Origin of the sequence: Hydrogenophaga palleronii NBRC 102513 (assembly GCF_001571225.1) — a bacterium.
GTDB lineage: Bacteria > Pseudomonadota > Gammaproteobacteria > Burkholderiales > Burkholderiaceae_C > Hydrogenophaga > Hydrogenophaga palleronii.
Genome location: NZ_BCTJ01000044.1, coordinates 1 through 22,165, shown reverse-complemented (window position 1 = coordinate 22,165; position 22,165 = coordinate 1). Strand labels below are relative to the sequence as shown.

Annotated in this window: 22 protein-coding genes and 1 tRNA gene; 15 read left to right on the top strand and 8 right to left on the bottom strand. The window is 65.2% G+C overall.

Annotated elements, in window-relative coordinates; all coding sequences use genetic code 11:
* Nucleotides 1-17: 17 nt before the first annotated feature.
* From HPA01S_RS20125 to HPA01S_RS20105, 5 genes are all read right to left on the bottom strand, one after another.
* Nucleotides 18-557 carry a YajG family lipoprotein gene (locus tag HPA01S_RS20125; protein WP_169801560.1) on the bottom strand — a complete coding sequence of 180 codons (540 nt, stop codon included), beginning with the start codon at nucleotides 555-557 and terminating at the stop codon, nucleotides 18-20.
* Nucleotides 558-640: 83 nt separating this feature from the next.
* Entirely contained in the window at nucleotides 641-1,051 is a 411-nt protein-coding gene (locus HPA01S_RS20120; RefSeq protein WP_066272877.1) for a thiol-disulfide oxidoreductase DCC family protein, read from the bottom strand.
* The gene (locus tag HPA01S_RS20115) at nucleotides 1,048-2,166 is read right to left on the bottom strand and encodes a saccharopine dehydrogenase family protein (protein ID WP_066272875.1); all 1,119 of its coding nucleotides are present in this window, start codon (nucleotides 2,164-2,166) and stop codon (nucleotides 1,048-1,050) included. The genes HPA01S_RS20120 and HPA01S_RS20115 overlap by 4 nt, the downstream gene beginning before the upstream one ends.
* Nucleotides 2,167-2,236: 70 nt before the next feature.
* Complete coding sequence (locus tag HPA01S_RS20110; RefSeq protein WP_066272873.1) at nucleotides 2,237-2,878, bottom strand: response regulator; 642 nt, start codon at nucleotides 2,876-2,878, stop codon at nucleotides 2,237-2,239.
* A gap of 68 nt (nucleotides 2,879-2,946) precedes the next feature.
* A complete protein-coding gene (locus HPA01S_RS20105; RefSeq protein WP_084360852.1) occupies nucleotides 2,947-5,052 on the bottom strand; it encodes a sensor histidine kinase in 2,106 nt (701 codons plus the stop codon).
* A 162-nt stretch (nucleotides 5,053-5,214) separates the two neighbouring features.
* On the opposite strand from HPA01S_RS20105, the gene chrA reads away from it, so the two are divergent.
* Nucleotides 5,215-6,543 carry a chromate efflux transporter gene (gene chrA / locus HPA01S_RS20100; protein WP_066272865.1) on the top strand — a complete coding sequence of 443 codons (1,329 nt, stop codon included), beginning with the start codon at nucleotides 5,215-5,217 and terminating at the stop codon, nucleotides 6,541-6,543.
* A gap of 11 nt (nucleotides 6,544-6,554) precedes the next feature.
* Here the strand turns inward: chrA and HPA01S_RS20095 are convergent, their stop codons facing one another.
* Both HPA01S_RS20095 and HPA01S_RS20090 read right to left on the bottom strand, forming a co-directional pair.
* Nucleotides 6,555-7,121, bottom strand: a complete 567-nt coding sequence (locus HPA01S_RS20095; RefSeq protein WP_066272864.1) for a P-loop NTPase family protein — start codon at nucleotides 7,119-7,121, stop codon at nucleotides 6,555-6,557.
* A gap of 82 nt (nucleotides 7,122-7,203) precedes the next feature.
* A complete protein-coding gene (locus tag HPA01S_RS20090) occupies nucleotides 7,204-8,907 on the bottom strand; it encodes an AMP-binding protein (protein ID WP_066272862.1) in 1,704 nt (567 codons plus the stop codon).
* Between the two features lie 248 nt (nucleotides 8,908-9,155).
* On the opposite strand from HPA01S_RS20090, the gene HPA01S_RS20085 reads away from it, so the two are divergent.
* Both HPA01S_RS20085 and HPA01S_RS20080 read left to right on the top strand, forming a co-directional pair.
* The gene (locus tag HPA01S_RS20085; protein ID WP_066272860.1) at nucleotides 9,156-9,986 is read left to right on the top strand and encodes an alpha/beta fold hydrolase; all 831 of its coding nucleotides are present in this window, start codon (nucleotides 9,156-9,158) and stop codon (nucleotides 9,984-9,986) included.
* Nucleotides 9,983-10,198, top strand: a complete 216-nt coding sequence (locus tag HPA01S_RS20080) for a DUF3820 family protein (RefSeq protein ID WP_066272859.1) — start codon at nucleotides 9,983-9,985, stop codon at nucleotides 10,196-10,198. The genes HPA01S_RS20085 and HPA01S_RS20080 overlap by 4 nt, the downstream gene beginning before the upstream one ends.
* 7 nt (nucleotides 10,199-10,205) lie before the next feature.
* Here HPA01S_RS20080 and HPA01S_RS20075 read toward each other — a convergent pair whose 3' ends face one another.
* Nucleotides 10,206-10,805 (bottom strand): 3'-5' exonuclease, encoded by a 600-nt coding sequence (locus tag HPA01S_RS20075; protein ID WP_066272858.1) that lies wholly within the window; start codon nucleotides 10,803-10,805, stop codon nucleotides 10,206-10,208.
* Nucleotides 10,806-10,880: 75 nt separating this feature from the next.
* Between HPA01S_RS20075 and HPA01S_RS20070 the strand changes: the two genes are divergently transcribed.
* The 12 genes from HPA01S_RS20070 (at nucleotide 10,881) to HPA01S_RS20015 (ending at nucleotide 22,158) form a co-directional block, all read left to right on the top strand.
* On the top strand, nucleotides 10,881-11,255 hold the full coding sequence (locus tag HPA01S_RS20070) for a DUF6172 family protein (RefSeq protein WP_066272855.1): 375 nt from the start codon (nucleotides 10,881-10,883) through the stop codon (nucleotides 11,253-11,255).
* Nucleotides 11,209-13,329: an excinuclease ABC subunit UvrB gene (gene uvrB, locus HPA01S_RS20065; protein ID WP_084360851.1), complete on the top strand. Its 2,121-nt coding sequence runs from the start codon at nucleotides 11,209-11,211 to the stop codon at nucleotides 13,327-13,329. Before HPA01S_RS20070 ends, uvrB begins: the two co-directional genes overlap by 47 nt.
* Before the next feature lie 212 nt (nucleotides 13,330-13,541).
* Complete coding sequence (gene iscR, locus HPA01S_RS20060) at nucleotides 13,542-14,078, top strand: Fe-S cluster assembly transcriptional regulator IscR (RefSeq protein WP_066272853.1); 537 nt, start codon at nucleotides 13,542-13,544, stop codon at nucleotides 14,076-14,078.
* Nucleotides 14,079-14,157: 79 nt separating this feature from the next.
* On the top strand, nucleotides 14,158-15,375 hold the full coding sequence (locus tag HPA01S_RS20055) for an IscS subfamily cysteine desulfurase (RefSeq protein ID WP_066272852.1): 1,218 nt from the start codon (nucleotides 14,158-14,160) through the stop codon (nucleotides 15,373-15,375).
* 12 nt (nucleotides 15,376-15,387) lie between these two features.
* Nucleotides 15,388-15,774 (top strand): Fe-S cluster assembly scaffold IscU, encoded by a 387-nt coding sequence (gene iscU / locus HPA01S_RS20050; RefSeq protein WP_066272851.1) that lies wholly within the window; start codon nucleotides 15,388-15,390, stop codon nucleotides 15,772-15,774.
* 130 nt (nucleotides 15,775-15,904) lie between these two features.
* On the top strand, nucleotides 15,905-16,228 hold the full coding sequence (iscA, locus tag HPA01S_RS20045; RefSeq protein WP_066272849.1) for an iron-sulfur cluster assembly protein IscA: 324 nt from the start codon (nucleotides 15,905-15,907) through the stop codon (nucleotides 16,226-16,228).
* A gap of 93 nt (nucleotides 16,229-16,321) precedes the next feature.
* Nucleotides 16,322-16,840, top strand: a complete 519-nt coding sequence (gene hscB, locus HPA01S_RS20040; RefSeq protein WP_066272892.1) for a Fe-S protein assembly co-chaperone HscB — start codon at nucleotides 16,322-16,324, stop codon at nucleotides 16,838-16,840.
* Nucleotides 16,841-16,872: 32 nt separating this feature from the next.
* The gene (gene hscA, locus HPA01S_RS20035; protein ID WP_066272847.1) at nucleotides 16,873-18,744 is read left to right on the top strand and encodes a Fe-S protein assembly chaperone HscA; all 1,872 of its coding nucleotides are present in this window, start codon (nucleotides 16,873-16,875) and stop codon (nucleotides 18,742-18,744) included.
* Nucleotides 18,745-18,754: 10 nt separating this feature from the next.
* Nucleotides 18,755-19,093, top strand: coding sequence for an ISC system 2Fe-2S type ferredoxin (fdx, locus tag HPA01S_RS20030; protein ID WP_066272845.1), 339 nt, complete (start codon nucleotides 18,755-18,757; stop codon nucleotides 19,091-19,093).
* The gene (gene dnaQ / locus HPA01S_RS20025) at nucleotides 19,093-19,800 is read left to right on the top strand and encodes a DNA polymerase III subunit epsilon (protein ID WP_174525309.1); all 708 of its coding nucleotides are present in this window, start codon (nucleotides 19,093-19,095) and stop codon (nucleotides 19,798-19,800) included. The genes fdx and dnaQ overlap by 1 nt, the downstream gene beginning before the upstream one ends.
* A 56-nt stretch (nucleotides 19,801-19,856) precedes the next feature.
* Nucleotides 19,857-19,931, top strand: a tRNA-Val gene (locus HPA01S_RS20020).
* Nucleotides 19,932-20,190: 259 nt separating this feature from the next.
* Entirely contained in the window at nucleotides 20,191-22,158 is a 1,968-nt protein-coding gene (locus HPA01S_RS20015; RefSeq protein WP_066272843.1) for an acyltransferase family protein, read from the top strand.
* The last annotated feature ends 7 nt before the right edge of the window (nucleotides 22,159-22,165 follow it).

The following is a 22,165-nucleotide window of genomic DNA, read 5'->3' as shown; positions in this document are numbered from 1 at the left end:
GCCGAGCGCCCTCCGGTTCACTTGCGCTGGATGTCTTGAATGATTTCGTTGGATAGGGCCGCCACCTGTTTGTCGGTCATGGCCGAAAAGATGCCCTGCCAGGCACTTGACGAGGTGGTGTACTGGCGTGTGCCCAGCAGCCGTTTTGACGGCATCTCGATGAAGAATGCATCGGCCTCGATGAAGGCGTTGCCCGTCATCACACCAAAGCCGTAGCGCGCACCCGAGGTGAGGTAACGGTAGTCGTTGACCGAAATCTTCACCAGCGTGGTGCCCGCCGGCTGGCTTGCCGGCTCGGTTTCGAAGTAGGCAAAGCCCAGGCCGGCATTGCTGGCCGCGCTCTGGAAGGCGGTGCGCCATTCGGCGCTGAAGGTGTGCCAGTTGGCCGAGTGGGTGGCCGTTGGCTTGCCGGTGATGAACAGCGCGACCTGGGTGGTGGGCACTGCGGCGGCCCGCAGTGGCGGCGTGTCGGGCGCGCTGGCGCGGTTGACGCTGGCGGCGCAGCCACCCAGGGCGAAGGCCGTGGCCAGGACGAGCAGGGAAAAATGTCGGTTCATGAGCGGGGTCCGGTTGAGGGAGCTGAAGCGGCCGTGCAGTCCATTCTCGCCCACACGCATGGCGCGTGAAGCTGAAAAACCCGTCAATCCAGGAAGCGCCCGGCGTGTTCGGCCGCTGGCAGCAGGCAACTCTCGCTGCGGCCGAACAGGCGGTAGCGGCGGCGTGCGATGGCGCGGTACAGCGCATCGCGCAACGGTGCCGGCACCAGCCAGACGGCCCAGGCCAGCCGCCACGGCCAGCCCAGCGTGTGCAGCACGCGCAGGATGGCGGCGGTGTGTTGCCAGCTGCGCGCACCGTCCACCAGCAGCAGGGTCTGCAGGCCGTCCACCTGCAGCCCGGCCTGGTGCAGCAAGGCCTGGCCGGTGGTGCCCTGCATCGAGGCGAAACGCAAGACGCGGCGGCGGTCGTGCCGCAACAGGAAACGCACCCAGCCGTTGCACAGCAGGCACTGGGCGTCGAACACCAGAATTGGCCGGCCCGGTGGTTCGGTCATGGCGTGGTGTCGTGCCGGCGGGTGTGGATGGCCAGGCCGGCCGCACCCGCCATGCATTCGTCCAGCGACAGCAGGCCCAGGCAGGGCATGGCGCCGGCAGGCAGGCCACCGTTTCGCAGGCGCTTCACCAGCGCCACCGCCGCCAGCGTCGGCACATAGGGACCGTCGCCGTCCAACGCCAGCAGTTCCCAGCGACGGTCGAGCGGCTGGCCTTGCCGGTCCAGGCCATGCACCTGCACGTGCATGGCACCGGCGTCGCTGCCCAGGTGCTTGAACAGGTCGGCCGCACGGTTCAGCCAGCTGGCGTATGGGGCCCAGTTGCGCACCAGCCCGATGCGCGTGGCCATGGCCATCAGGTTCATGCCGCGGTGCAGCCAGGCAAGCTCCAGCCCGGCGCCGAAGCGGATGCGCGGCGCACCGGGGTAACGCGACGGAAGCAAGCCGATGTCGGGCACCTCGCAGGGCGAGAGCAGGCGCGTGCCCACCGGCGCCGCATAGCGCTGGCGGTACGAGCGGGCCCAACCCGTCTCGCGGCTGCCGTCCACGTGCAGGATGGGCTGGCCGCAGTAGCTCAGGATGCCTTGCACGGTGGACAGGCCGCGTTCGGTGCGGTTGCCGGGGCTGATGCCGATGTCGATGGCGTGCAGGCGCGCCATGCCCTCGGCCAGCCGGTCCACCACCGCGCTCGACAACGCCGGTACCGAGCTGGCGCCACTGGTGACCAGCACGCCTGCGGCGCGGGCGCGCGCGTCGAGTGCGGTGATGCCGGTGACGAAGGCGCGGCCGTCGGCCAGGTCGATGTAGTGCACGCCATGCCGGATGCAGGCTTCGGCCACGTCGTAGCCCTGGCCCTGGAACGGTCCCGAGGTGTGCACCAGCACATCGGGGCGCCACTGCTGCAGTGCCTGGGGCAGTGCGTCGCTGTGCACGTCCAGCGCCAGCGCCTGCAGTTGGGCCTGGGCCTGCGGCTGCAGGGTGTTGACGAGTGCTTCGGCGCGCACCGGATCGCGCCCGGCAACGAGCACGCTCAACGCCGGCTCCCGTGCCAGGCGTTGCACCAGCCGGCTGCCGAAGAAGCCGTATCCCCCTACCACCAGCACGCGGAAATTGCGCATGGCCCAGTGTAGTGGCGCAATGGCATCGCCTTGTTGCAGGAGCTGCCCGCCGACGCGGTCCGGCCGCGTCTTAGTTGTCGTCGGCGCTGATCAGGCCTTCGCGGATCGCCAGCCGCACCAGCGCGGGCAGGTCGCCCACGCCGAGTTTGGCCATCAGGCGGCTGCGGTAAGACTCCACCGTCTTGGGCGAGAGGTGCAACTGCTCGCCGATGGCCGCACTGGTGAGGCCCCGCACCACCAGCAGGATGACCTGCTGTTCGCGTGCCGAGAGCGACTGGATGCTGCCGCGCGCCGATTCGTTCATCAGCCCTTCCACCGCGAGTTCCGCGACACCGGCGCCCAGGTGCTTGCGTCCTTCGCTGGCCTCTTCCACGGCCTTGAGCACATCGCGCGAGGACGAACCCTTGAGCACGTAGCCATAGGCGCCCAGGCGCATCGACTCGGCCACATGGCGGGGCTGGGCCGACATGGTCAGCAAGATGGTGCGGGTGCTGAGCTTGCGGCGCTGCACCTGCTCCAGCAGTTCAAAGCCCGAGCGTTGGTCCAGCTGCAGGTCGAGCAGCAGCACGGTGGGGAGCAGGCGGATCAGATCGGCGAGCGCGGGCGTGGGGTGGTCCGACTCGCCGACGATCTGATGGCCGGCCGCTTCGAGCACGGCACGCAGGCCGTCTCTCATCATGGCGTGGTCGTCGACCAGATAGATGTCACTCATGGACTGGGGCCTGCCTTTCTTTTTTCTTTTCAGATGCGAAGGAGAGGTTGACACCTTGGGGACAGCTGCTAGGCAGGATAGCCCAGACCACCCCCCTGCCGGCCCTGATCCGCGGAACCCTGGACCGTTTGAGCCTCCCACGTGAGAGATATCACGGTGCCCCCTCCGGGCAAGCCCTTGACGTCCATGCGCGCGCCGATGGCGTTGGCACGCTCGCGCATGCCCACGATGCCCAGATGCCCTGGCCGGCCGGCCGCCAGCTGCTCGTCGCTCAGGCCCGCGCCGTCGTCGGTCACACGCAGGTGCAGCCAGGCCGGCGCGCCGTCCACGTGCACCACCACCTCGTCGGCGCGCGCGTGCAACACCGCATTGGCCAGCGCTTCGCGCGCCACCATGAAGGCCGCATATTCCACGTCGGCCGGCCAGCGCAGGTCGAACGACGAAGGCGCCACGTCCAGCCGCAGGGCCACCGGCTCCGCGTCGGCTGCGCGTGCCTGCAGCTCGTACGCCAGCGCGGCCTGCAAGCCGCTCTCGTCGAGGAAGGGCGGGCGCAGCGACACCAGGGCCTGGCGCACCTCGTGGTTGGCGGTTTCGATCAACTGCGCGAGCGTGCGCTCTCGCTCCAGCGTCTTGGCCGCGAGGTCGGTGGGCAGCATGGCGCACAGCGCGTCGAACGACAGGCGTATCGCGCCCAGCGTCTGGCCCAACTGGTCGTGCAAGGTCTGCGCCAGCTTGCGTGCGGTCTGTTTCTCCTGCTGCAGCAGGCGCTGCGTGAGTTCGGAGAGTTCGAGCCGGGACTGCGTGAGCGCGCGTTCGGCGCGCACACGTTCGCTGACGTCGCGCAGGATGGCAGTGAGCTGCCTGTTGCCGCTCACCGTGATCTGCGAGATGGACACCTCCAGGTCCAGCTCCTGGCCGTCGGCACGCAGGCCGGTGACCAGTCCCATGCCGATCGGCCCGGAGGTTGCCTGTGGCTTCGCCAGACCACGCAGATAGAGCTGGTACAGGGCGAGGTGGGAGCGCGGCAGCAGCACGTCCAGCGGCTGGCCGATCATCTGCTCGGCGCTGTGGCCGAAGACGCGTGCCGCCGCCGGGTTGAACAGCGAGATGCGCCCGTCCACACCGACGCTGATGACGGCGTCGCTGGCCGAGCCGATGACGGCGCTGAGCACCTCGCCCTGTTCGCGCAGGTGGCGTTCGGTCTCGCTGTAGGGCCGGGACAGGTGGCGCGACAGCGCAAAACCAGCCAGGCCCAGCAGCAGCGTGGCGCCACCGCCCCAGGCCAGCACCCTGTGCTTGAGTTCGTCCACCGGCGCCAGCGCGGTGCTCAGTGGCTGCGAACTCACCACCTGCCATGAGGTTTGCAACTGCGAATCCAGCGGCCGCACGGTGTGGCGCGAGAGCAGGTACGGCGCACCCCGTTCGTCCAGCACCTCGCGCGATTGTTCGGCGGGTGCGGCCAGCAGCTCGTGCCATGCCTGCTCGCTGATGGCGGGGTGGTCTCCGATCAGCACACGGCCCTCGGCGTCCACCAGCGCCAGCCTGAGCTGCCAGCGCGCGGCCAGCGGCCCGAGTGCGAGCTGGCGCTCTTCTTCAAACGACTGCGCGTCCAGGTGGGAGGCGATGATGCCGCGCGGCTGGCCGGCGGCGTCGTAGATCGGCATTGCAATGTCGGCCAGCTCGGCCGGCACCGGCAGGCCGTTCACACGCAGCAGTTCCTGCAGGACCACCGGCGGATGCAGGCTGCCGAACCAGAGCCCGTCGCGGCCGTTGACGAACACGTTGCGCGTGGCGATGGAAGCACCTTCGAGCAAGGCGTCGCTCGCGACCTCGACCGCACCCTCGGCGTCGGTGGCACCGATCCACACATAGGAGGGCGAGCTGTCCTTGAGGCGCTGCATCTGCGCGCGCCAGTTGTTGACGCCGATCTCGGAGCGCGACATCTCGCCCATCAACACAAGTTCGGCCGCGCGGTGCGCGAGCGTGCGCGAGAGCTGGTCGGCGTAGAGCTGCGCGGTCAGCTCGACGCGAAAACTCGCGCGGCGCTTGATTTCGTCGGCCACGGTGCGTTCGACCGCCACCACCACCAGGCACAGCAGCAAAAACGCAATGGCCGCCGGCAACAAGGGCAACACCCAATTCAGGACGCGGTCGCGGGAATGAGTGCTTGGCATGTGGCTCCATCGTTGTTGTAATTCGAAAGAATTCGCGCCGGCATCAATGTGCTGTGGGGCGAATTCAGTTGCAGAGCGCAGTCTTTGTGCCAGTGTGTCTCATCGCCGTCAAGAGCGTGATGTACATTGCGCTCGCCCCTATCCCCCAACGGTTCTTTGCCCATGTCCAGCACGCCAACACCTGTGGCTTTTTTTGAAGCGTTGCGCTTCTGGCTCAAGCTGGGCTTCATCGGCTTCGGTGGTCCGGCCGGGCAGATCGCGATCATGCACACCGAGCTGGTGGAACGGCGGCGCTGGATCAGCGAGAAACGTTTTCTGCACGCGCTGAACTACTGCATGCTGCTGCCCGGCCCCGAAGCGCAGCAGCTCGCCACCTACATCGGCTGGCTGATGCACCGTACCTGGGGCGGCATCGTGGCCGGCGTGCTGTTCGTGCTGCCTTCGCTGTTCATCCTGATCGGCCTGTCCTGGGTCTACCTGCGTTTTGGTGACGTGCCGGTGGTGGCCGGCATCTTCTACGGCATCAAGCCGGCGGTGACCGCGCTGGTGCTGCACGCCGCACACCGCATCGGCACGCGTGCGCTGCGCAACCGCTGGATGTGGGGCATTGCTGCAGCGGCCTTCGTGGCCATCTTCGGTTTCGGCACGCCGTTCCCGGCCATCGTGCTGGCGGCGGCGCTGATCGGTTCCTTCGGTGCACGCCGGTGGCCGCAGGTGTTTGCGCTCGGTGGTGGTGCGGGTAAGCACGTGGCAGGTTATGGCCCGGCCCTGATTGACGACGACACACCGACGCCGGCGCACGCGCGTTTTTCGCGCCGGCACCTGGCACGCGTGCTGGGTGTGGGCCTGGCCTTGTGGCTGCTGGCCATGGCGGTGCTGCTGGCCACACAGGGCTGGCACAGCACGCTGGCGCAGATGGGCTGGTTCTTCTCCAAGGCCGCGTTGCTGACCTTCGGCGGCGCCTACGCGGTGCTGCCTTACGTGTACCAGGGCGCGGTGGAAACGCACCACTGGCTCAGCGGGGCGCAGATGATCGATGGCCTGGCGCTGGGCGAGAGCACGCCCGGCCCGCTGATCATGGTGGTGGCTTTCGTGGCCTTTGTCGGCGGCTGGACCCATGCCGTGCTGGGCCCGGACGCGTTGTTCCTCGGCGCCGCACTGGCGGCCTGCGTGGTGACCTTCTTCACCTTCCTGCCATCTTTCGTATTCATCCTGGCGGGCGGCCCGCTGGTGGAGGCCACGCACGGCAAGCTGGGTTTCACCGCGCCGCTGTCGGCCATCACCGCCGCGGTGGTGGGCGTGATCCTCAACCTGGCGTTGTTCTTCGCGTACCACGTGTGGTGGCCGCAGGGCTTCGCCGGTCCAATCGACCTGGCTTCGGCGTTCATCACCCTGGCCGCGCTGGTGGCGCTGTTCCGCTTCCGGCTGGGCCTGTTGCCCTTGCTGGGTGCGTGCGCGCTGGCGGGCCTGGCCTTGACGTTGCTGCGCTGAGCGCCGAGCGCTCAGGGCTGCGCTGGAGGCGCCGCTTGTGTGTCGCGGCGGCCGCGAACGGTGTGGCGCTCGATGAAGGCCCGGCTCTCGGAAGACCGGGTGATCTCGGTCCATTCCAGGTGGGCGTGCTGGTTGCTGTCGCGCAGGGCGGCGAACCTGGTCCGGTTCTTTGCGAAGGTCGAGTACGACCACCAGAGGATCGAATCCCTGGAGAAGAAGGCCATGCGCAACGATTCGCGGTTGCCGTGGGAGAGGGGCGCGTTGGCCATGCCTCGCACCAGGGTGCGCCAGAGCACGCGCGAAAACACCGTCCAGCGGCCGTGGTTGAGCCACACGATGTGGGTGGCGCGGGGCCACAGCACATCCCGCACCGCGCTGTAGTTGCCGTCGGCCACCCAGCGCTCGCCGGTGGTGGCGGCCAGCACGTCGCGCTCGAACTGTTCGTGCGGCACGGCCTGCCACTGCGGGCCCCAGTAGAGCGCATCGAGCTCGACCCAGGGGCACTGCGTGGCCTCTGCCAGTGCCTGCGCAAAAGTGGACTTGCCCGCCCCGCTGGTTCCCACCACCAAATAACGCATCGCCTTTGCACCCGCTGGTTCACCGAGGCCTCCAACCGGGCCAGGGGCACCGACTGTAGCAAGTGCCGCGCGCGCGGAGGCGTCAGGCCGTGGCGGCGGCTTTCAGGCCCAGCTTCTTCATCATCGTGTCGCGCAGCACGAACTTCTGGATCTTGCCCGTGATGGTCATGGGGAAGGCATCGACGAACTCGATGTAGGCCGGCACCTTGTAGTGGGCGATCTGGCCGCGTGCGAAATCCTGCAGCTCTTGCACCGTGGCCTGTTCACCGGGCTTGAGCACGATGCAGCAGCACAGCACCTCGCCGTAGCGCGAGTCGGCCACACCGACCACCTGCACGTCCTGCACCTTGGGGTGGCGGTAGTAGAACTCCTCGATCTCGCGCGGGTAGACGTTCTCGCCACCGCGGATCACCATGTCCTTGAGGCGGCCGACGATGTTCACGTAGCCCTCTTCATCCATGGTCGCCAGGTCGCCGGTGTGCATCCAGCCCTCGGGGTCGATGGCCTCGGCGGTTTTCTCCGCATCGCCCCAATAACCCTGCATCACCGAATAACCGCGCGTGCACAGTTCGCCCACCGTGCCACGCGGCACCACCTGGCCGTCGGTGTCGACGATCTGCACCTCCAGGTGCGGCTGCACGCGGCCGACGGTGGACACGCGCCGGTCCACCGGGTCGTCCACCGCGCTCTGGGTCGAGACCGGCGAGGTCTCGGTCATGCCGTAGGCAATGGTCACCTCGCGCATGTTCATCTGCGACTGCACGCGCTTCATCACCTCGATCGGGCAGGGCGATCCGGCCATGATGCCGGTGCGCAGGCTGGACAGGTCGGTGGCCGCGAACTGCGGGTGGTCGAGCACCGCGATGAACATGGTGGGCACGCCGTACAGCGCGGTGCAGCGCTCGGCCTGCACCGCCTGCAGCACGGCCAGAGGGTCAAACGCCTCGGACGGGTACACCATGGCGCAGCCGTGCGTGACGCAGGCCAGGTTGCCCATCACCATGCCGAAGCAGTGGTACAGCGGCACCGGGATGCAGAGCCGGTCCTGCGGCGTGAGGCGGATCGCCTCGCCGACGAAAAAGCCGTTGTTCAGGATGTTGCGGTGGCTCAGCGTCGCGCCCTTGGGAAAGCCGGTGGTGCCCGAGGTGAACTGGATGTTGATGGCGTCGTCGGGCGAGAGCGTGGGGCCGATGGCGGCCAGCTGCGCGCGTTGTGCCTCGCCGGCCCGTGCCGGCAACTCGTCGAAGCGCAGCATGCCGGGCGTGCTGTCGGTGCCGAGCCGGATTGCCCAACGCAGCTCGGGTAGGGCCTTGGCCTGCAACTGGCCGGGGGCGCAGGTGTCAAGCTCGGGCGCCAGGCTGCGAAGGATCTCGATGTAGTTGCTGGTCTTGAGCGCGGGCGCCAGCACCAGTGCCTTGCAGCCGACCTTGTTGAGCGCGTAGGCCAGTTCGCTGCTGCGGTAGGCCGGGTTGATGTTGACCAGCACCAGGCCGGCGCGCGCGGTGGCGAACTGCATCAGCGTCCACTCGGCGCAGTTGGGCGCCCAGATGCCGACACGGTCGCCGCGCTGCAAGCCCAGGGCCAGCAGGCCGGCAGCCAGCGCGTCGGTGCGCTCCAGCAGCTCGGCCCAGGTCCAGCGCACGCCCTGCTGGGGGATAACCAGCGCCTCGCGTTCGCCCCAGCGCTGCGCAGCGCCGGCCAGCGCGGCGCCGATGGTGCTGTCGAGCAGGGGTGGTTGGTGCGCGCCGGCGGCGTGCGAAAGCGGGGAGGGGGCAATGGCGCTCATGGTGTTCCGATTCGGGGCCGATAGGGTTGGGTGGTCGTGGGCGTGCGGGCACGCCCTCTGCCGATCATGATGGCGCTGCCGCTGCACCGCCGCACCCCGGGGCTTTCCCTGATGGGCCGGTGTTCCGTTTCGTCACAGGTGGGTCCGGCCTTGCTGGCGAAGGCGCTGGTGTGCTGCGGTACCGGGCAGGGTTTTCGGCGCTACCATCTGGCTCCGGCACCGCCAGACCATTCCAGAGCACACCCACCATGACATCTACCCTGCAGATCGACGGTGTGGAGGTGTGGGTAGAGGGCGAGGGCACGCACACCGTGCTCATGCTGCACGGCTGGCCCGACACCCTCGCACTCTGGGACAGCACCGTGGCCGCGCTGCGCGACGGTTACCGTTGCGCGCGTTTCTGCCTGCCGGGTTACGACCTGAACCAGCCGCCGCGCGCGTTGTCGGTGGCCGCCATGACGAAGTTGATCCAGCAGATTGCTGACGCGGTCAGCCCCAAACAACCGGTGACCCTGCTGCTGCACGACTGGGGCTGTTTCTTCGGTTACGAGTTCGCGGCGCGCCACCCCGAGCGTGTCGAGCGCGTGATCGGTGTCGACATCGGCGACACCAGCTCCGGCGCCTACCTCAAGAGCCTCAGCGGCAAACAGAAAGCCATGATCGCCGGTTACCAGCTCTGGCTGGCGCTGGCCTGGAAACTGGGCCCGGTGTGGCCCGGCCTGGCCAACCGCATGAGCCGCCGCATGGCGCGCGCGATTGGCTGCCGCAACCCGCCCGAGCGCATCGGCTGGCAGATGAACTACCCCTATGCCATGGCCTGGTTCGGTGCGCACGGTGGCCTGCGTGGCGCGGCGCGCGTGGACCACCTGCTGGGCGAGGACATGCCGGCCCTGTTCGTCTACGGCCGGCGCAAACCCTTCATGTTCCATTCGGCGCGCTGGATCGAGCAACTGGCGCAGACGCCGGGCTGCGAGGTGCTGGCGCTGGAAACCGGCCACTGGGTGATGGCCCAGAAACCGCTGGAATTCAACACCTGCGTGCGCGCCTGGCTGGACCGCGCCAGCACCCGCGGCGCATGAAAGCCGAAGACCTGGAGCGCCTGCTCACGGTGGAAATGCCCTACGGCAAGTACAAGGGCCGCGTGATCGCGGACCTGCCGGGCAACTACCTCAACTGGTTTGCGCGCGAAGGGTTCCCCAAAGGCGAGATCGGGCGCCTGCTGGCGCTGATGCAGGAGATCGACCACAACGGCCTGAGCGATCTGCTCACGCCCTTGCGGCAACGGCGCTGAGCGGCCGTCAGAGACCGAGTGCGTGGTACACGCGCGCTGCGCCCCAGGCGTCGTTGGCGGCGTAGACCAGCTGTGCTTCGCTCAGGCGCGGATTGGCCCAGTTCGAGGTGGCGGCTTTTTTCGACTTGAGGAAGCGGCGGTTGAACAGCACCGCCACCGCGCCCTTGACGCCCATGTCCTTGCGATACCCCCGCGCGCGGAACACCGCGTTGAGGTCCATCACGGCGGAGGGCTCCACCGCCAGCTTGCTCACGATGCGTTTGGTGTCGTCGCCCAGCCCGAAGCCGGCCTTGATGTGGCCGGCATGGGCCAGCAGCGCGGCCACCTGCGCGCGGCAGTCCGGGTCGTGCAGCTGGAACACCCAGGCGTGCTCGGTGGTGGCGAGCTGCACGATGTGCGGCCCGTCGGACACCTGGTCCTTGAAGAACGTGGGTTTGGACTCGGTGTCGAAGCCCCACACCGTGTGCGCGATCAGCGCTGCGCAGGCGGCCCGCGCCTGATCGCCGGTCTGCACCAGGGTGATGCGGTCCAGCCCGAGCTGCTCGAAGGGTGGCAGCAGGGCGATCTCGTCCTTGCTGGGGGTCGGATGGTGTTCTCGGGCGCTCATAAGCGGGCGAGGATACCCCGGCGCGCATAATCGCGCGCTTCGTCCCTGACTCTGCGCCGCACGCGCCCGACCGCCATGAGAAAAACCTTTGCCTTGACCCAAGAGGGTCGCCACCGCGACCGCGTGCTCGAGGCTGTGAAGCACGAAATCCGCAAATACCTCAAGCGCGAGCGCCGCCGCGAGTTGCCCGAGGGTGTGGACTTCCTCGACTTCGACTGCCGCTTCGGCGCCACCAAGGAAGCCGCCGAAGTGGTGCACCTGTCGGCCTTGATGGGGCAACTCGACGCCGTGGCGCGCGAGGGCGGTGAGCAGGCCTATGTGGAACTGCTGGCCAAACCCGGCGTGCGCAGGGTCCGCCCCATTGGCACCAGCGACGAGGCTGACCATCCGGCACAATCGTCCGATGCCCCAGACGACCTTGCCCCCGACGCCGAAAGACCAGCCAGCTGAAGGGGTGAACGACGCGCCCGCCGAGGGCGAGTTCCTGCGTTTCCCCGGCTCGCCCTTCGAGCTGTTTCTGCCGTATCCGCCCGCGGGCGACCAGCCCGAGGCGATCCGCCAGCTCACGGAAGGCGTCAACGATGGCGAAGTCTTCCAGACCCTGCTGGGCGTGACCGGTTCGGGCAAGACCTTCACCATGGCCAACGTGATCGCGCGGCTCGGCCGCCCGGCCATCGTGTTCGCGCCCAACAAGACCCTGGCGGCCCAGCTCTACAGCGAGTTCCGCGAGTTCTTCCCGAAGAACGCAGTCGAGTACTTCGTCAGCTACTACGACTACTACCAGCCCGAGGCCTATGTGCCGCAGCGCGACCTGTTCATCGAGAAGGACAGCGCGATCAACGAGCACATCGAGCAGATGCGGCTGAGCTGCACCAAGAGCATCCTGGAGCGGCGCGACGTGGTGATCGTCGCCACCGTCTCGGCCATCTACGGCATCGGCAAGCCCGAGAGTTACCACCAGATGGTGATGACGCTGCGCACCGGCGACAAGATCGGCCAGCGCGACCTGATCGCCCAACTGGTGCGCATGCAATACGCCCGCAACGAGCAGGATTTTTCGCGCGGCAAGTTCCGCGTGCGCGGCGACACCATCGACGTGTTTCCGGCCGAACACTCCGAGATGGCGATCCGCATCGAGCTGTTCGACGACGAGGTCGAAACCCTGCAGCTGTTCGACCCGCTCACCGGCAAGGTGCGGCAGAAAATCCCGCGCTTCACGGTCTACCCCAGCAGCCACTACGTGACGCCGCGCGAGCAGGTGCTGCACGCGGTGGAGGCGATCAAACTGGAGCTGGCCGACCGGCTCAAGCAACTGGTGGGCGAGGGCAAGCTCGTGGAAGCCCAGCGGCTGGAGCAGCGCACGCGTTTTGACTTGGAAATGCTGAGCGAGGTGGGGCACTGCAAGGGCATCGAGAACTACTCGCGCCACCTGGCCGGCAGCGCACCGGGCGAACCACCGTCCACCCTGACCGACTACCTGCCGAAGGACGCGGTGATGTTCCTGGACGAGAGCCACGTGCTCATGGGCCAGTTCGGCGGCATGTACAACGGCGACCGGGCGCGCAAGACCACGCTGGTCGAATACGGCTTCCGCCTGCCCAGCGCACTGGACAACCGGCCGCTCAAGCTCGACGAGTTCGAGCAGCGCATGCGCCAGGTGGTGTTTGTCTCGGCCACGCCGGCCGACTACGAAAAGACCCACGCCGGCCAGGTGGTCGAGCAACTGGTGCGCCCGACCGGTCTGGTCGACCCCGAACTGGAGGTGCGCCCGGCCACCCACCAGGTGGACGACGTGCTGCAGGAAATCCGCATCCGTGTGGAGAAAAACGAGCGCGTGCTGATCACCACCCTGACCAAGCGCATGGCCGAGCAACTCACCGACTACCTGACGGAAAACGGTGTCAAGGTTCGCTATCTGCACAGCGATGTCGATACCGTGGAGCGGGTGGAAATCATCCGTGACCTGCGCCTGGGCACCTTCGACGTGCTGGTGGGCATCAACCTGCTGCGCGAAGGCCTGGACATCCCCGAGGTGTCGCTGGTGGCCATTCTGGACGCCGACAAGGAAGGTTTCCTGCGCTCGGAGCGCAGCCTGATCCAGACCATCGGCCGGGCGGCGCGCAACCTCAACGGCCGCGCCATCCTGTACGCCGACCGCATCACCGATTCGATGAAACGGGCGATTGACGAAACCCAGCGCCGGCGTGCCAAGCAGATCGCACACAACCTGGCCATGGGCATCGAACCGCGCAGCATCAACAAGCGCATCAAGGACCTGATCGATGGCGTCTACAGCGAGAAGGCGGGCAAGGAAGCCGACCGCCTGGCCGCCGAGAGCGCCCAACGCGCCAGCGTCGAGGACATGAGCGAGAAGGATGTGGCGCGCGAAATCAAGCGGCTGGAGAAGCTGATGCTGGAACACGCACGCAATCTGGAGTTCGAAAAGGCCGCCGGCGTGCGCGACCAACTTGCGCGCCTGAAGGCCCAGGTGTTCGGCGCGCCGGGCGTCGACAGCGTGTCCTGAGCCCGTCCGCGACCGGGCGAGAGAGGGTTAACCAGTAAAATGCCGAGCAAAAGAGTAGGCTTTGGGATATACTCGATCAAAACAGTCGGGATAGTCTTCAGTCAATAAAAAGATCCGCAACGGATCGGGGTGGGGTGGAGAAGCGGCTTCAGGGGCCTATCAGCCTTTGGGCCATGCCACGACAGTCAAGCCAACATATCAAGGAGCTTGAAATGCGCCTCACGACCAAAGGCCGCTTCGCGGTCACCGCCATGATCGACTTGGCCCTGCGCCAGAACAACGGTCCCGTCACGCTGGCTGCCATCAGCCAGCGCCAGCAGATTTCGCTGTCCTATCTGGAACAGTTGTTCGGCAAGCTGCGCCGCCACGAACTGGTGGAATCCACCCGTGGCCCGGGCGGCGGCTACACGCTGGGCCGCAAGGCGGCCGACATCACCGTTGCCGACATCATCGTGTCGGTGGACGAGCCGATCGATGCCACCCAGTGTGGCGGCAAGGAAAACTGCCTGGGCGAAGGCCACCGCTGCATGACCCACGAACTCTGGGCCCAGCTCAACGCCAAGATGGTCGATTTCCTCGACTCGGTGTCCCTGCAATCGCTGGTGGACGAACAACTGGCCAAGGGTGTGGTGGTGGAAAACGCGCCGCTGATCAAGCGCGCCATTTCCAGCGCCCCGGTGGTCAAACCGATCCGCGTCAATGCCCCCAACTCGGTGTTCGCCCTGGGAGGCGCCGCGTTTTCCAAATGAGCCCGACCGGCCGGCCGGGGCTTTGCCCCCGCGCCGGTTCCCGATTCCACAACATCCGACAGCCCACGCACCGTCTGACATGAGCACTCCGCACTTCCCCATCTACATGGATTACAGCGCCACCAACCCCTGCGACCCGCGGGTGGTGGACGCCATGATTCCCTGGTTGCGCGAACACTTCGGCAACCCGGCCTCGCGCAGTCACGCCTGGGGTTGGGAGGCGGAGAAGGCGGTGGAGACCGCACGTGAGCAGATCGCCGCCCTGATCGGCGCCGATCCGCGCGAAATCGTCTGGACCAGCGGCGCGACCGAGTCCAACAACCTCGCGCTCAAGGGCGCGGCACATTTCTACAAGACCAAGGGCAAGCACCTCATCACGGTGAAGACCGAGCACAAGGCCGTGCTCGACACCATGCGTGAGCTGGAGCGCCAGGGTTTTGAAGTGACCTACCTCGACGTGCAGGAAGACGGTCTGGTGGATCTGGAGGCCTTCAAGGCCGCCATCCGCCCCGACACCATCCTGGCCTCGGTCATGTTCGTGAACAACGAAATCGGCGTGGTGCAGGACATTGCTGCCATCGGTGCGATCTGCCGCGAGAAGGGCGTGATCTTCCACGTGGACGCCGCACAGGCCACCGGCCGTGTCGACATCGACCTGCAGACCCTGCCGGTCGACCTGATGAGCCTGACCTCGCACAAGACCTACGGCCCCAAGGGCATCGGTGCGCTGTACGTGCGCCGCAAGCCGCGCATCCGCATCGAAGCGCAGATGCACGGTGGTGGCCATGAGCGCGGCATGCGCTCGGGCACGTTGCCAACGCACCAGTGCGTCGGCATGGGCGAGGCCTACCGCATCGCCAAGCTCGAGATGCACGAAGAGAACGTGCGCATCAAGGCTTTGCACGACCGCATGGTTGCCGGCCTGAAGGACGTGGAAGAGGTCTTCATCAACGGCCACGAAACGCGCCGTGTGCCGCACAACCTCAACATGAGCTTCAACTACGTCGAAGGTGAGTCGCTCATCATGGGCATCAAGGGCCTGGCGGTGTCGTCGGGCTCGGCCTGTACCTCGGCCAGCCTTGAACCCAGCTATGTGCTGCGGGCCCTGGGCCGCAGCGACGAGCTGGCGCACAGCAGCCTGCGCATGACCATCGGGCGCTGGACGACCGAAGAAGAAATCGACTACGCCATCGCCACCATCAAGGAAAACGTGGCCAAGTTGCGCGAGTTGTCCCCGCTGTGGGAAATGTTCAAAGACGGAATCGACCTGTCCACCATCCAGTGGTCAGCGCATTGAAGGAGAAAAACCATGGCCTATTCAGACAAAGTTGTTGACCACTACGAAAACCCCCGCAACGTCGGTTCCTTTGAAAAGGGCGACGACTCGGTGGGCACCGGCATGGTGGGCGCACCGGCCTGCGGCGACGTGATGAAGCTGCAGATCAAGGTCAACCCGAGTACCGGCGTGATCGAAGACGCACGTTTCAAGACCTACGGCTGCGGCTCGGCCATTGCTTCGTCGTCGCTGGTGACCGAATGGGTCAAGGGCAAGACCCTGGACCAGGCCGCTGCGCTGAAGAACAGCGAGATCGCCGAAGAACTGGCCCTGCCGCCGGTGAAGATCCATTGCTCCATCCTGGCCGAAGACGCGATCAAGGCTGCGGTGGACGACTACCGCAAGAAGCACGTCAACTAAAGGATCCCCCTGCGCCGCTTCGTGTCTTCCTTCCAAGGGGACCACATCCACAGCCCGGCAAAGCCGGTTCTGTGGCATGTGCTTGAGAAGACACCTTGCAGAATGCGGCGCCATGGAGTGAGCACAAAAAATGGCCATCTCGATTTCTGAAGCCGCTGCCCGGCACGTCAACCGCTACATTGCCAAGCGCGGCAAGGGTGTGGGCGTGCGCCTGGGCGTGAAGACCACGGGCTGCTCCGGCATGGCCTACAAGCTGGAGTACGCCGACGAGATCGCGCCGGAAGACGTGGTGTTCGAAGACAACGGCGTGAAGGTGCTGGTCGATCCCAAGGCGCTGGCCTACATCGACGGCACGCAGCTGGACTTCGTGCGCGAAGGCCTCAATGAGGGCTTCCGCTTCAACAACCCGAACGAACGCGACCGCTGTGGTTGCGGCGAGAGTTTCCGCATCTGACGCTGCCGCGGTCACCCGCCAGGCCGCCCGCGCTCCACAGCGCCGGCGGCTTTGTTCTGCCAAAGCGGCGCAGCGCATGAACCTGCCATGAACCTGAACCTGCAATCCACCGACTTCGAGATCTTCGGCCTGAACCCCCGCTTCGAGCTGGATCGCGCCGCGCTCGATGCGCGATGGAAAGATCTGCAGCGCGAGGCCCACCCCGACCGTTTCGCCACCGCCGGCGCCCAGAGCCAGCGCCAGGCCATGCAGTGGTCGGTGCGCATCAACGAGGCCTACCAGCGCCTGAAGGACCCGCTCAAGCGCGCGGCCTACCTGTGCGAGCTGCACGGCGCACCGATCCAGGCCGAGAACAACACCGCCATGCCCGCCGCCTTCCTGATGCAGCAGATGCAATGGCGCGAAGACCTTGACGAGGCCAGCAGCCTGGCCGATCTGGAGCGCATGGCCGACGAGGTGGCAGGCGCGCGGCGCGAGATGCAGCAAGCCCTGTTGACCACCGCCGACCAGCAGCAGGACTGGCCGGCGCTGGCGCGGCAGGTCAGAGCCCTTATGTTCGTTGAGCGCTTTGCCAGCGATGTGGAGAACCGCATCGATCTGCTGGGACAATAGCCCGTTCCGCTTTATGAATTGATCGTTGACCCATGGCGCTTCTGCAGATTTCCGAACCCGGCCAGTCGCTCGACCCGCACCAGCGGCGCGTGGCGGTCGGCATTGACCTCGGCACCACCCATTCGCTGGTGGCAGCGGTGCGCCACGGCGTGGCCGAATGCCTGCCCGCCATCGATGGCCGCGTGATCCTGCCCAGCGTGGTGCGTTACCTCGACCCGGCACAAGGCGGCTCGGGCCGCCAGATCGGCTTCGAGGCGCTGGCCGCACAGGTGCAGGACCCCGCCAACACGGTCAGCTCGGTCAAGCGCCTGATGGGCCGCAACCGGGCGCAGGTGGCCGACGTCGACACACTCGCCTACACGGTGGTGGAGCAGGACGGCATGGCCGTGGTCGATACCGTGGCCGGTCGCAAGACCCCGATGGAAGTCAGCGCCGAGATTCTGGCCACGCTGCGCTTCCGTGCCGAAGACAGTTTTGACGACGAGCTTTATGGCGCGGTGATCACCGTGCCAGCGTACTTTGACGACGCGCAGCGCCAGGCCACCAAGGACGCCGCGCAACTGGCCGGCATCAACGTGCTGCGCCTGATCAACGAGCCCACCGCCGCTGCCATTGCCTACGGCCTGGACAACGGTTCGGAAGGTGTCTATGCCATCTACGACCTGGGCGGTGGCACCTTCGACATCTCCATCCTGCGGCTCACCCAGGGGGTGTTCGAGGTCATGGCCACCGGCGGCGATTCGGCCCTGGGTGGCGACGACTACGACCAGGCCCTGGTGGCCTGGGTGCTGGCACAACAAGGCGTGACGACCCCGCTCAATGCGTCGGAGCGCGCCGCCGTGCAGGCCGAGGCACGCCGCGTCAAGGAAGCCTTGTCGGCGGCCGAGCGCGAAACTTTCCGTGCCGTGGTGGCAGGGCAGACCATCGAACAGCCGGTGACCCCGGCCGACTTTGAGGCCTGCACCAGCGCGCTCACCGCGCGCACCATGAGCGCCGTGCGCAAGGTGCTGCGCGACGCCGGTGTCACCAGGGATGAGGTGCAGGGCGTGGTGATGGTCGGTGGATCGACGCGCATGCCGGTGATCCGCCGCAGCGTGGGTGAATTCTTCGGCCGCGAACCGCTGGTTAACCTGAACCCCGACGAAGTGGTGGCACTGGGCGCTGCAGTCCAGGCCAACGCGCTCGCCGGCAACAGCCGCGACGGTGACCTGTTGCTGCTCGACGTGATTCCGCTGTCGCTCGGCATCGAGACTATGGGTGGCCTTGTCGAACGTATCGTGCCGCGCAACAGCGCCATCCCGACCGCACTGGCGCAGGACTTCACCACCTACCAGGACGGCCAGACAGCGCTGGCACTGCATGTGGTGCAGGGTGAGCGCGACTTGGTGGCCGACTGCCGCAGCCTGGCGCGTTTTGAACTGCGCGGCATCCCGCCCATGGTGGCCGGTGCAGCGCGCATTCGCGTGACCTTCACGGTGGACGCCGACGGCCTGTTGTCGGTGAGCGCCAAAGAGCAGGGCAGTGGCGTCGAGGCGCGGGTGGACGTGAAGCCCGCCTATGGCCTGAGCGATGAACAGATTGCCGCCATGCTGCAGGACAGCTTTGCCACCGCGGAGCAGGACATCCAGGCGCGTGCGCTGGTGGAAGCGCGCGTGGACGCCGACCGCATGATCGCCGCCACGCGCACCGCACTGGCCGCCGACGCCGATCTGCTGTCGCCTGCCGACCGCGAGCGCATAGATGCCTTGATGGTCGCGCTGAGCCAGACGGCCGCGGGCGACGACGCCAATGCCATCGTCAACGCCACCAGCGAGCTGGCCAAGACCACCGAACCCTTCGCCGCCCTGCGCATGAACCGCGGCATCCAGCAGGCCTTGTCCGGCAAAAAACTCGAAGAAGTCTGAACCCCACCCCATGCCCACGATCAAGATCCTGCCCCATCCCGAATACTGCCCCCAGGGCGCCAGCATCACGGCGCCCACCGGCACCTCGATCTGCGAAGCCCTGCTCGACCACAAGATCAACATCGAGCACGCCTGCGACATGAGCTGCGCCTGCACGACCTGCCACGTCATCGTGCGCGAAGGCTTCAACAGCCTGAACGAACTCGACGAGAGCGAAGAAGACCTGCTCGACCGCGCCTGGGGCCTGGAGCCCAACTCGCGCTTGTCCTGCCAGGCCATCGTGGCGCAGTCCGACCTGACCGTCGAAATTCCGAAGTACTCGATCAACCACGCGAAAGAGAACCACTGATGCGCCAGATCGTCCTCGACACGGAAACCACCGGCCTGTCGGCCGAGAGCGGCGATCGCATCATCGAAATCGGTTGTGTCGAGCTGCTCAACCGCAAGCTCACCGGCAACAACCTGCACTTCTACGTCAACCCCGAGCGCGACAGCCACGAAGACGCGCTCAAGGTGCACGGCATCAGCAACGAGTTCCTGCGCGACAAACCCAAGTTCGCCGCCATCGCCGACCAGCTGGTGGACTACCTGCGCGACGCCGAAGTCATCATCCACAACGCGCCCTTCGACATCAGCTTCCTCAACAAGGAAATGGAGCGCCTGGGTCGCGCGCCGATCAAGACCGTGCTCGGCAAGGTCACCGACAGTCTGGTGATGGCCAAGGAAATGTTCCCGGGCAAACGCAACGGCCTGGACGCGCTGTGCGACCGCCTTGGTGTCGACAACTCCGGCCGCACCTTGCACGGCGCCTTGCTCGATGCCGAACTGCTGGCCGACGTCTACATCAACATGACGCGTGGCCAGGACGCGCTGCTGATCGACCTGGGCGACGCACCCGGTGAGGGTGGTGTGGTCGAAGTGCTGGATCTCAGCACCTTCGAACTGCCCGTGCTGCGCGCCAACGAACAGGAAAGCCAGGCGCATGACAGCGTGTTGGCCGACCTCGACAAGGCCAGCAAAGGAAAAACTGTGTGGCGCATTGTCGAGTCGGCCTGAAAACGCCAAAAACCTGGCTATAATCTGAGGCTTCCGAGAGATCGGCCAGATCAATCGGGCGGTTAGCTCAGTGGTAGAGCACTGCCTTCACACGGCAGGGGTCGCAGGTTCGAACCCTGCACCGCCCACCAGATAAAACGCTGGATAAACAAGGACTTACGAGAGATCGTCAGTCCTTTTTTATTGCCTGTTGTTTTTCTGGGCTCCGCAACGTTTTTGGGAGCAGAGCTTCATCTGCGATTGCTGGTAAATGTGTTGGCTTTTCCCAACCAAGAACTTGTCGCGCCACAGCTTACACAGTTCATCAGCGTCCCGGGGATGTGTAGTGAAGACAAATCGGTATGGGGGCCGTCGATACAATCCATACCTTTTGCCTGAGCCAAACCACGGATGAGTGAAAACGCTATCAAGTATCGAGCGGACATCGACGGACTGAGGGCAGTTGCAGTTTCGGCTGTAGTTATCTATCACGCCTTTCCGAGTCTCCTTCCCTCGGGATTCATTGGTGTCGACATCTTCTTCGTCATCTCGGGCTATCTGATCAGTTCGATCATCTTGAGTGGCTTGCGAGCGGGAACTTTCAGCTTCGAGGACTTCTACGCAAGGCGGATCAAGCGGATTTTTCCTGCGCTGCTGCTGGTCCTAATCGGCGGCCTGGTCTCAGGGTACTTCCTGCTGCTCGCCGATGAGTACAAGGAGACGGGAAAGCACATTGCAGGTGGGGCTGCGTTCATCTCCAATTTTGTGCTCTGGAGTGAGTCGGGGTACTTCGACTCTTCTGCCGAGAAGAAGCTGCTGCTGCACCTCTGGTCGCTTGGCATCGAAGAGCAGTTCTACATCGTGTGGCCCATTGTGCTGTGGGCTGCATTTCGATTTCGCGTCCGTCTGCTCGGCGTTGTCCTGGTTCTCGCCTTGGCGTCATTTGTCTACAACGTCCAATACATCGGGTATGACAAGACATTCGTCTTCTACATGCCCTACACCCGCGCTTGGGAACTGCTGCTGGGTGCCGCGCTGGCGTACCTCAACTTCCATTTTGCAGAAGGCAGCCGACGTGGCTTATGGATGACCATTGGAGCTCAGTGCTTGTCTGTGTTGGGTGTGCTGTGTCTGGCATATGGTTTCATGAACATCACACCGAAGACCGTGTTCCCCGGATGGGCTGCGCTGGCGCCTGTATTGGGCGCGACCTTGTTGATCGCTGCGGGACCCAAGGCGCTTCTCAACCGGTATGTGCTTTCCATAAAGCCCCTGGTGTGGATCGGACTGATCAGCTATCCGCTCTACCTATGGCACTGGCCGATCATTTCCTACCTACACATCATCAACAGTGAGCCGTTGTCCACGCGCGCTGGACTCTTTGCCATTGGGGGTGCGATCTTACTGGCCGCCTTGACATATTTGCTGGTCGAACGCCCGCTGCGCAAAAGCGGCTTCCGGTTCAAGACGGCCCTGTTGACGCTGTCTATGATCGTGATCGGATGCTGTGGTCTTTACATATTCCAGAATAATGGTTTGGAGGATCGGGGCGTCATACAGCACACGGTCAAGGTCAACCAGCAGTTTGTGGGTCCGATCTGGAAGTTTTCCAAGAACGATCAGTGCACGACCAATCATCCATTCCCTGATGCGAGTGAGTACAACTGGTGGTTTTGCAGCATCAACCAGGACAAACCTCCGGAAATCCTGCTCTTGGGCAGCAGCTTCGCCAACCATCTCTATCCCGGGTTCGCGTCACACGATTATTTCGGGCGCTTCTCCATACTTTCCGTAGGCACATGTCCGATTGACATGGAGGTAACGTCCGACCCAAATGCTCCCAAGGACACCAGTCCGTGTTCGGGTGATCGTGCATACCGTCAGAAAGTCTTCATAGACAATATCGTCGCGGCTGGAAGCATTCGGGTTGCAATTCTTGCCGGTCTCAATCCCGAGCAAACTCCGCAGACCATAGAACGCATCCAAGCAAGGATCGATGTCTTGGAGAAGCAGAACATCTTGGTCGTCATGTTCAAGCCTCACATCAGGCGTGACGGCGATCTCAAAGGGTGCTTTGCTCGTCCTTTGAAACAACCTGAGCAAGATTGCACCATTGCGCTGAAGCAGCGCAATGACATGGATGAGAGTTTCCAGCCTCTCGTCGATGCCCTACAGCAGAGTCACAAAAGCATTAAGTTCTATGACCAGAATGTGCCGTTCTGTGGGCGGGAAGAATGCTCGCTAGTGGTGCGGGGTATGCCCGTGTTCAGGGACCAGTACAGTCACTATTCAGAGTTCGCGAGTGACGTTGTCACCGATGATTTCAAACGTTGGGCCGCTGTTAGTGTTCCAGAGTTGGCGGTTCGGCTTAGACGGTGACGATAAA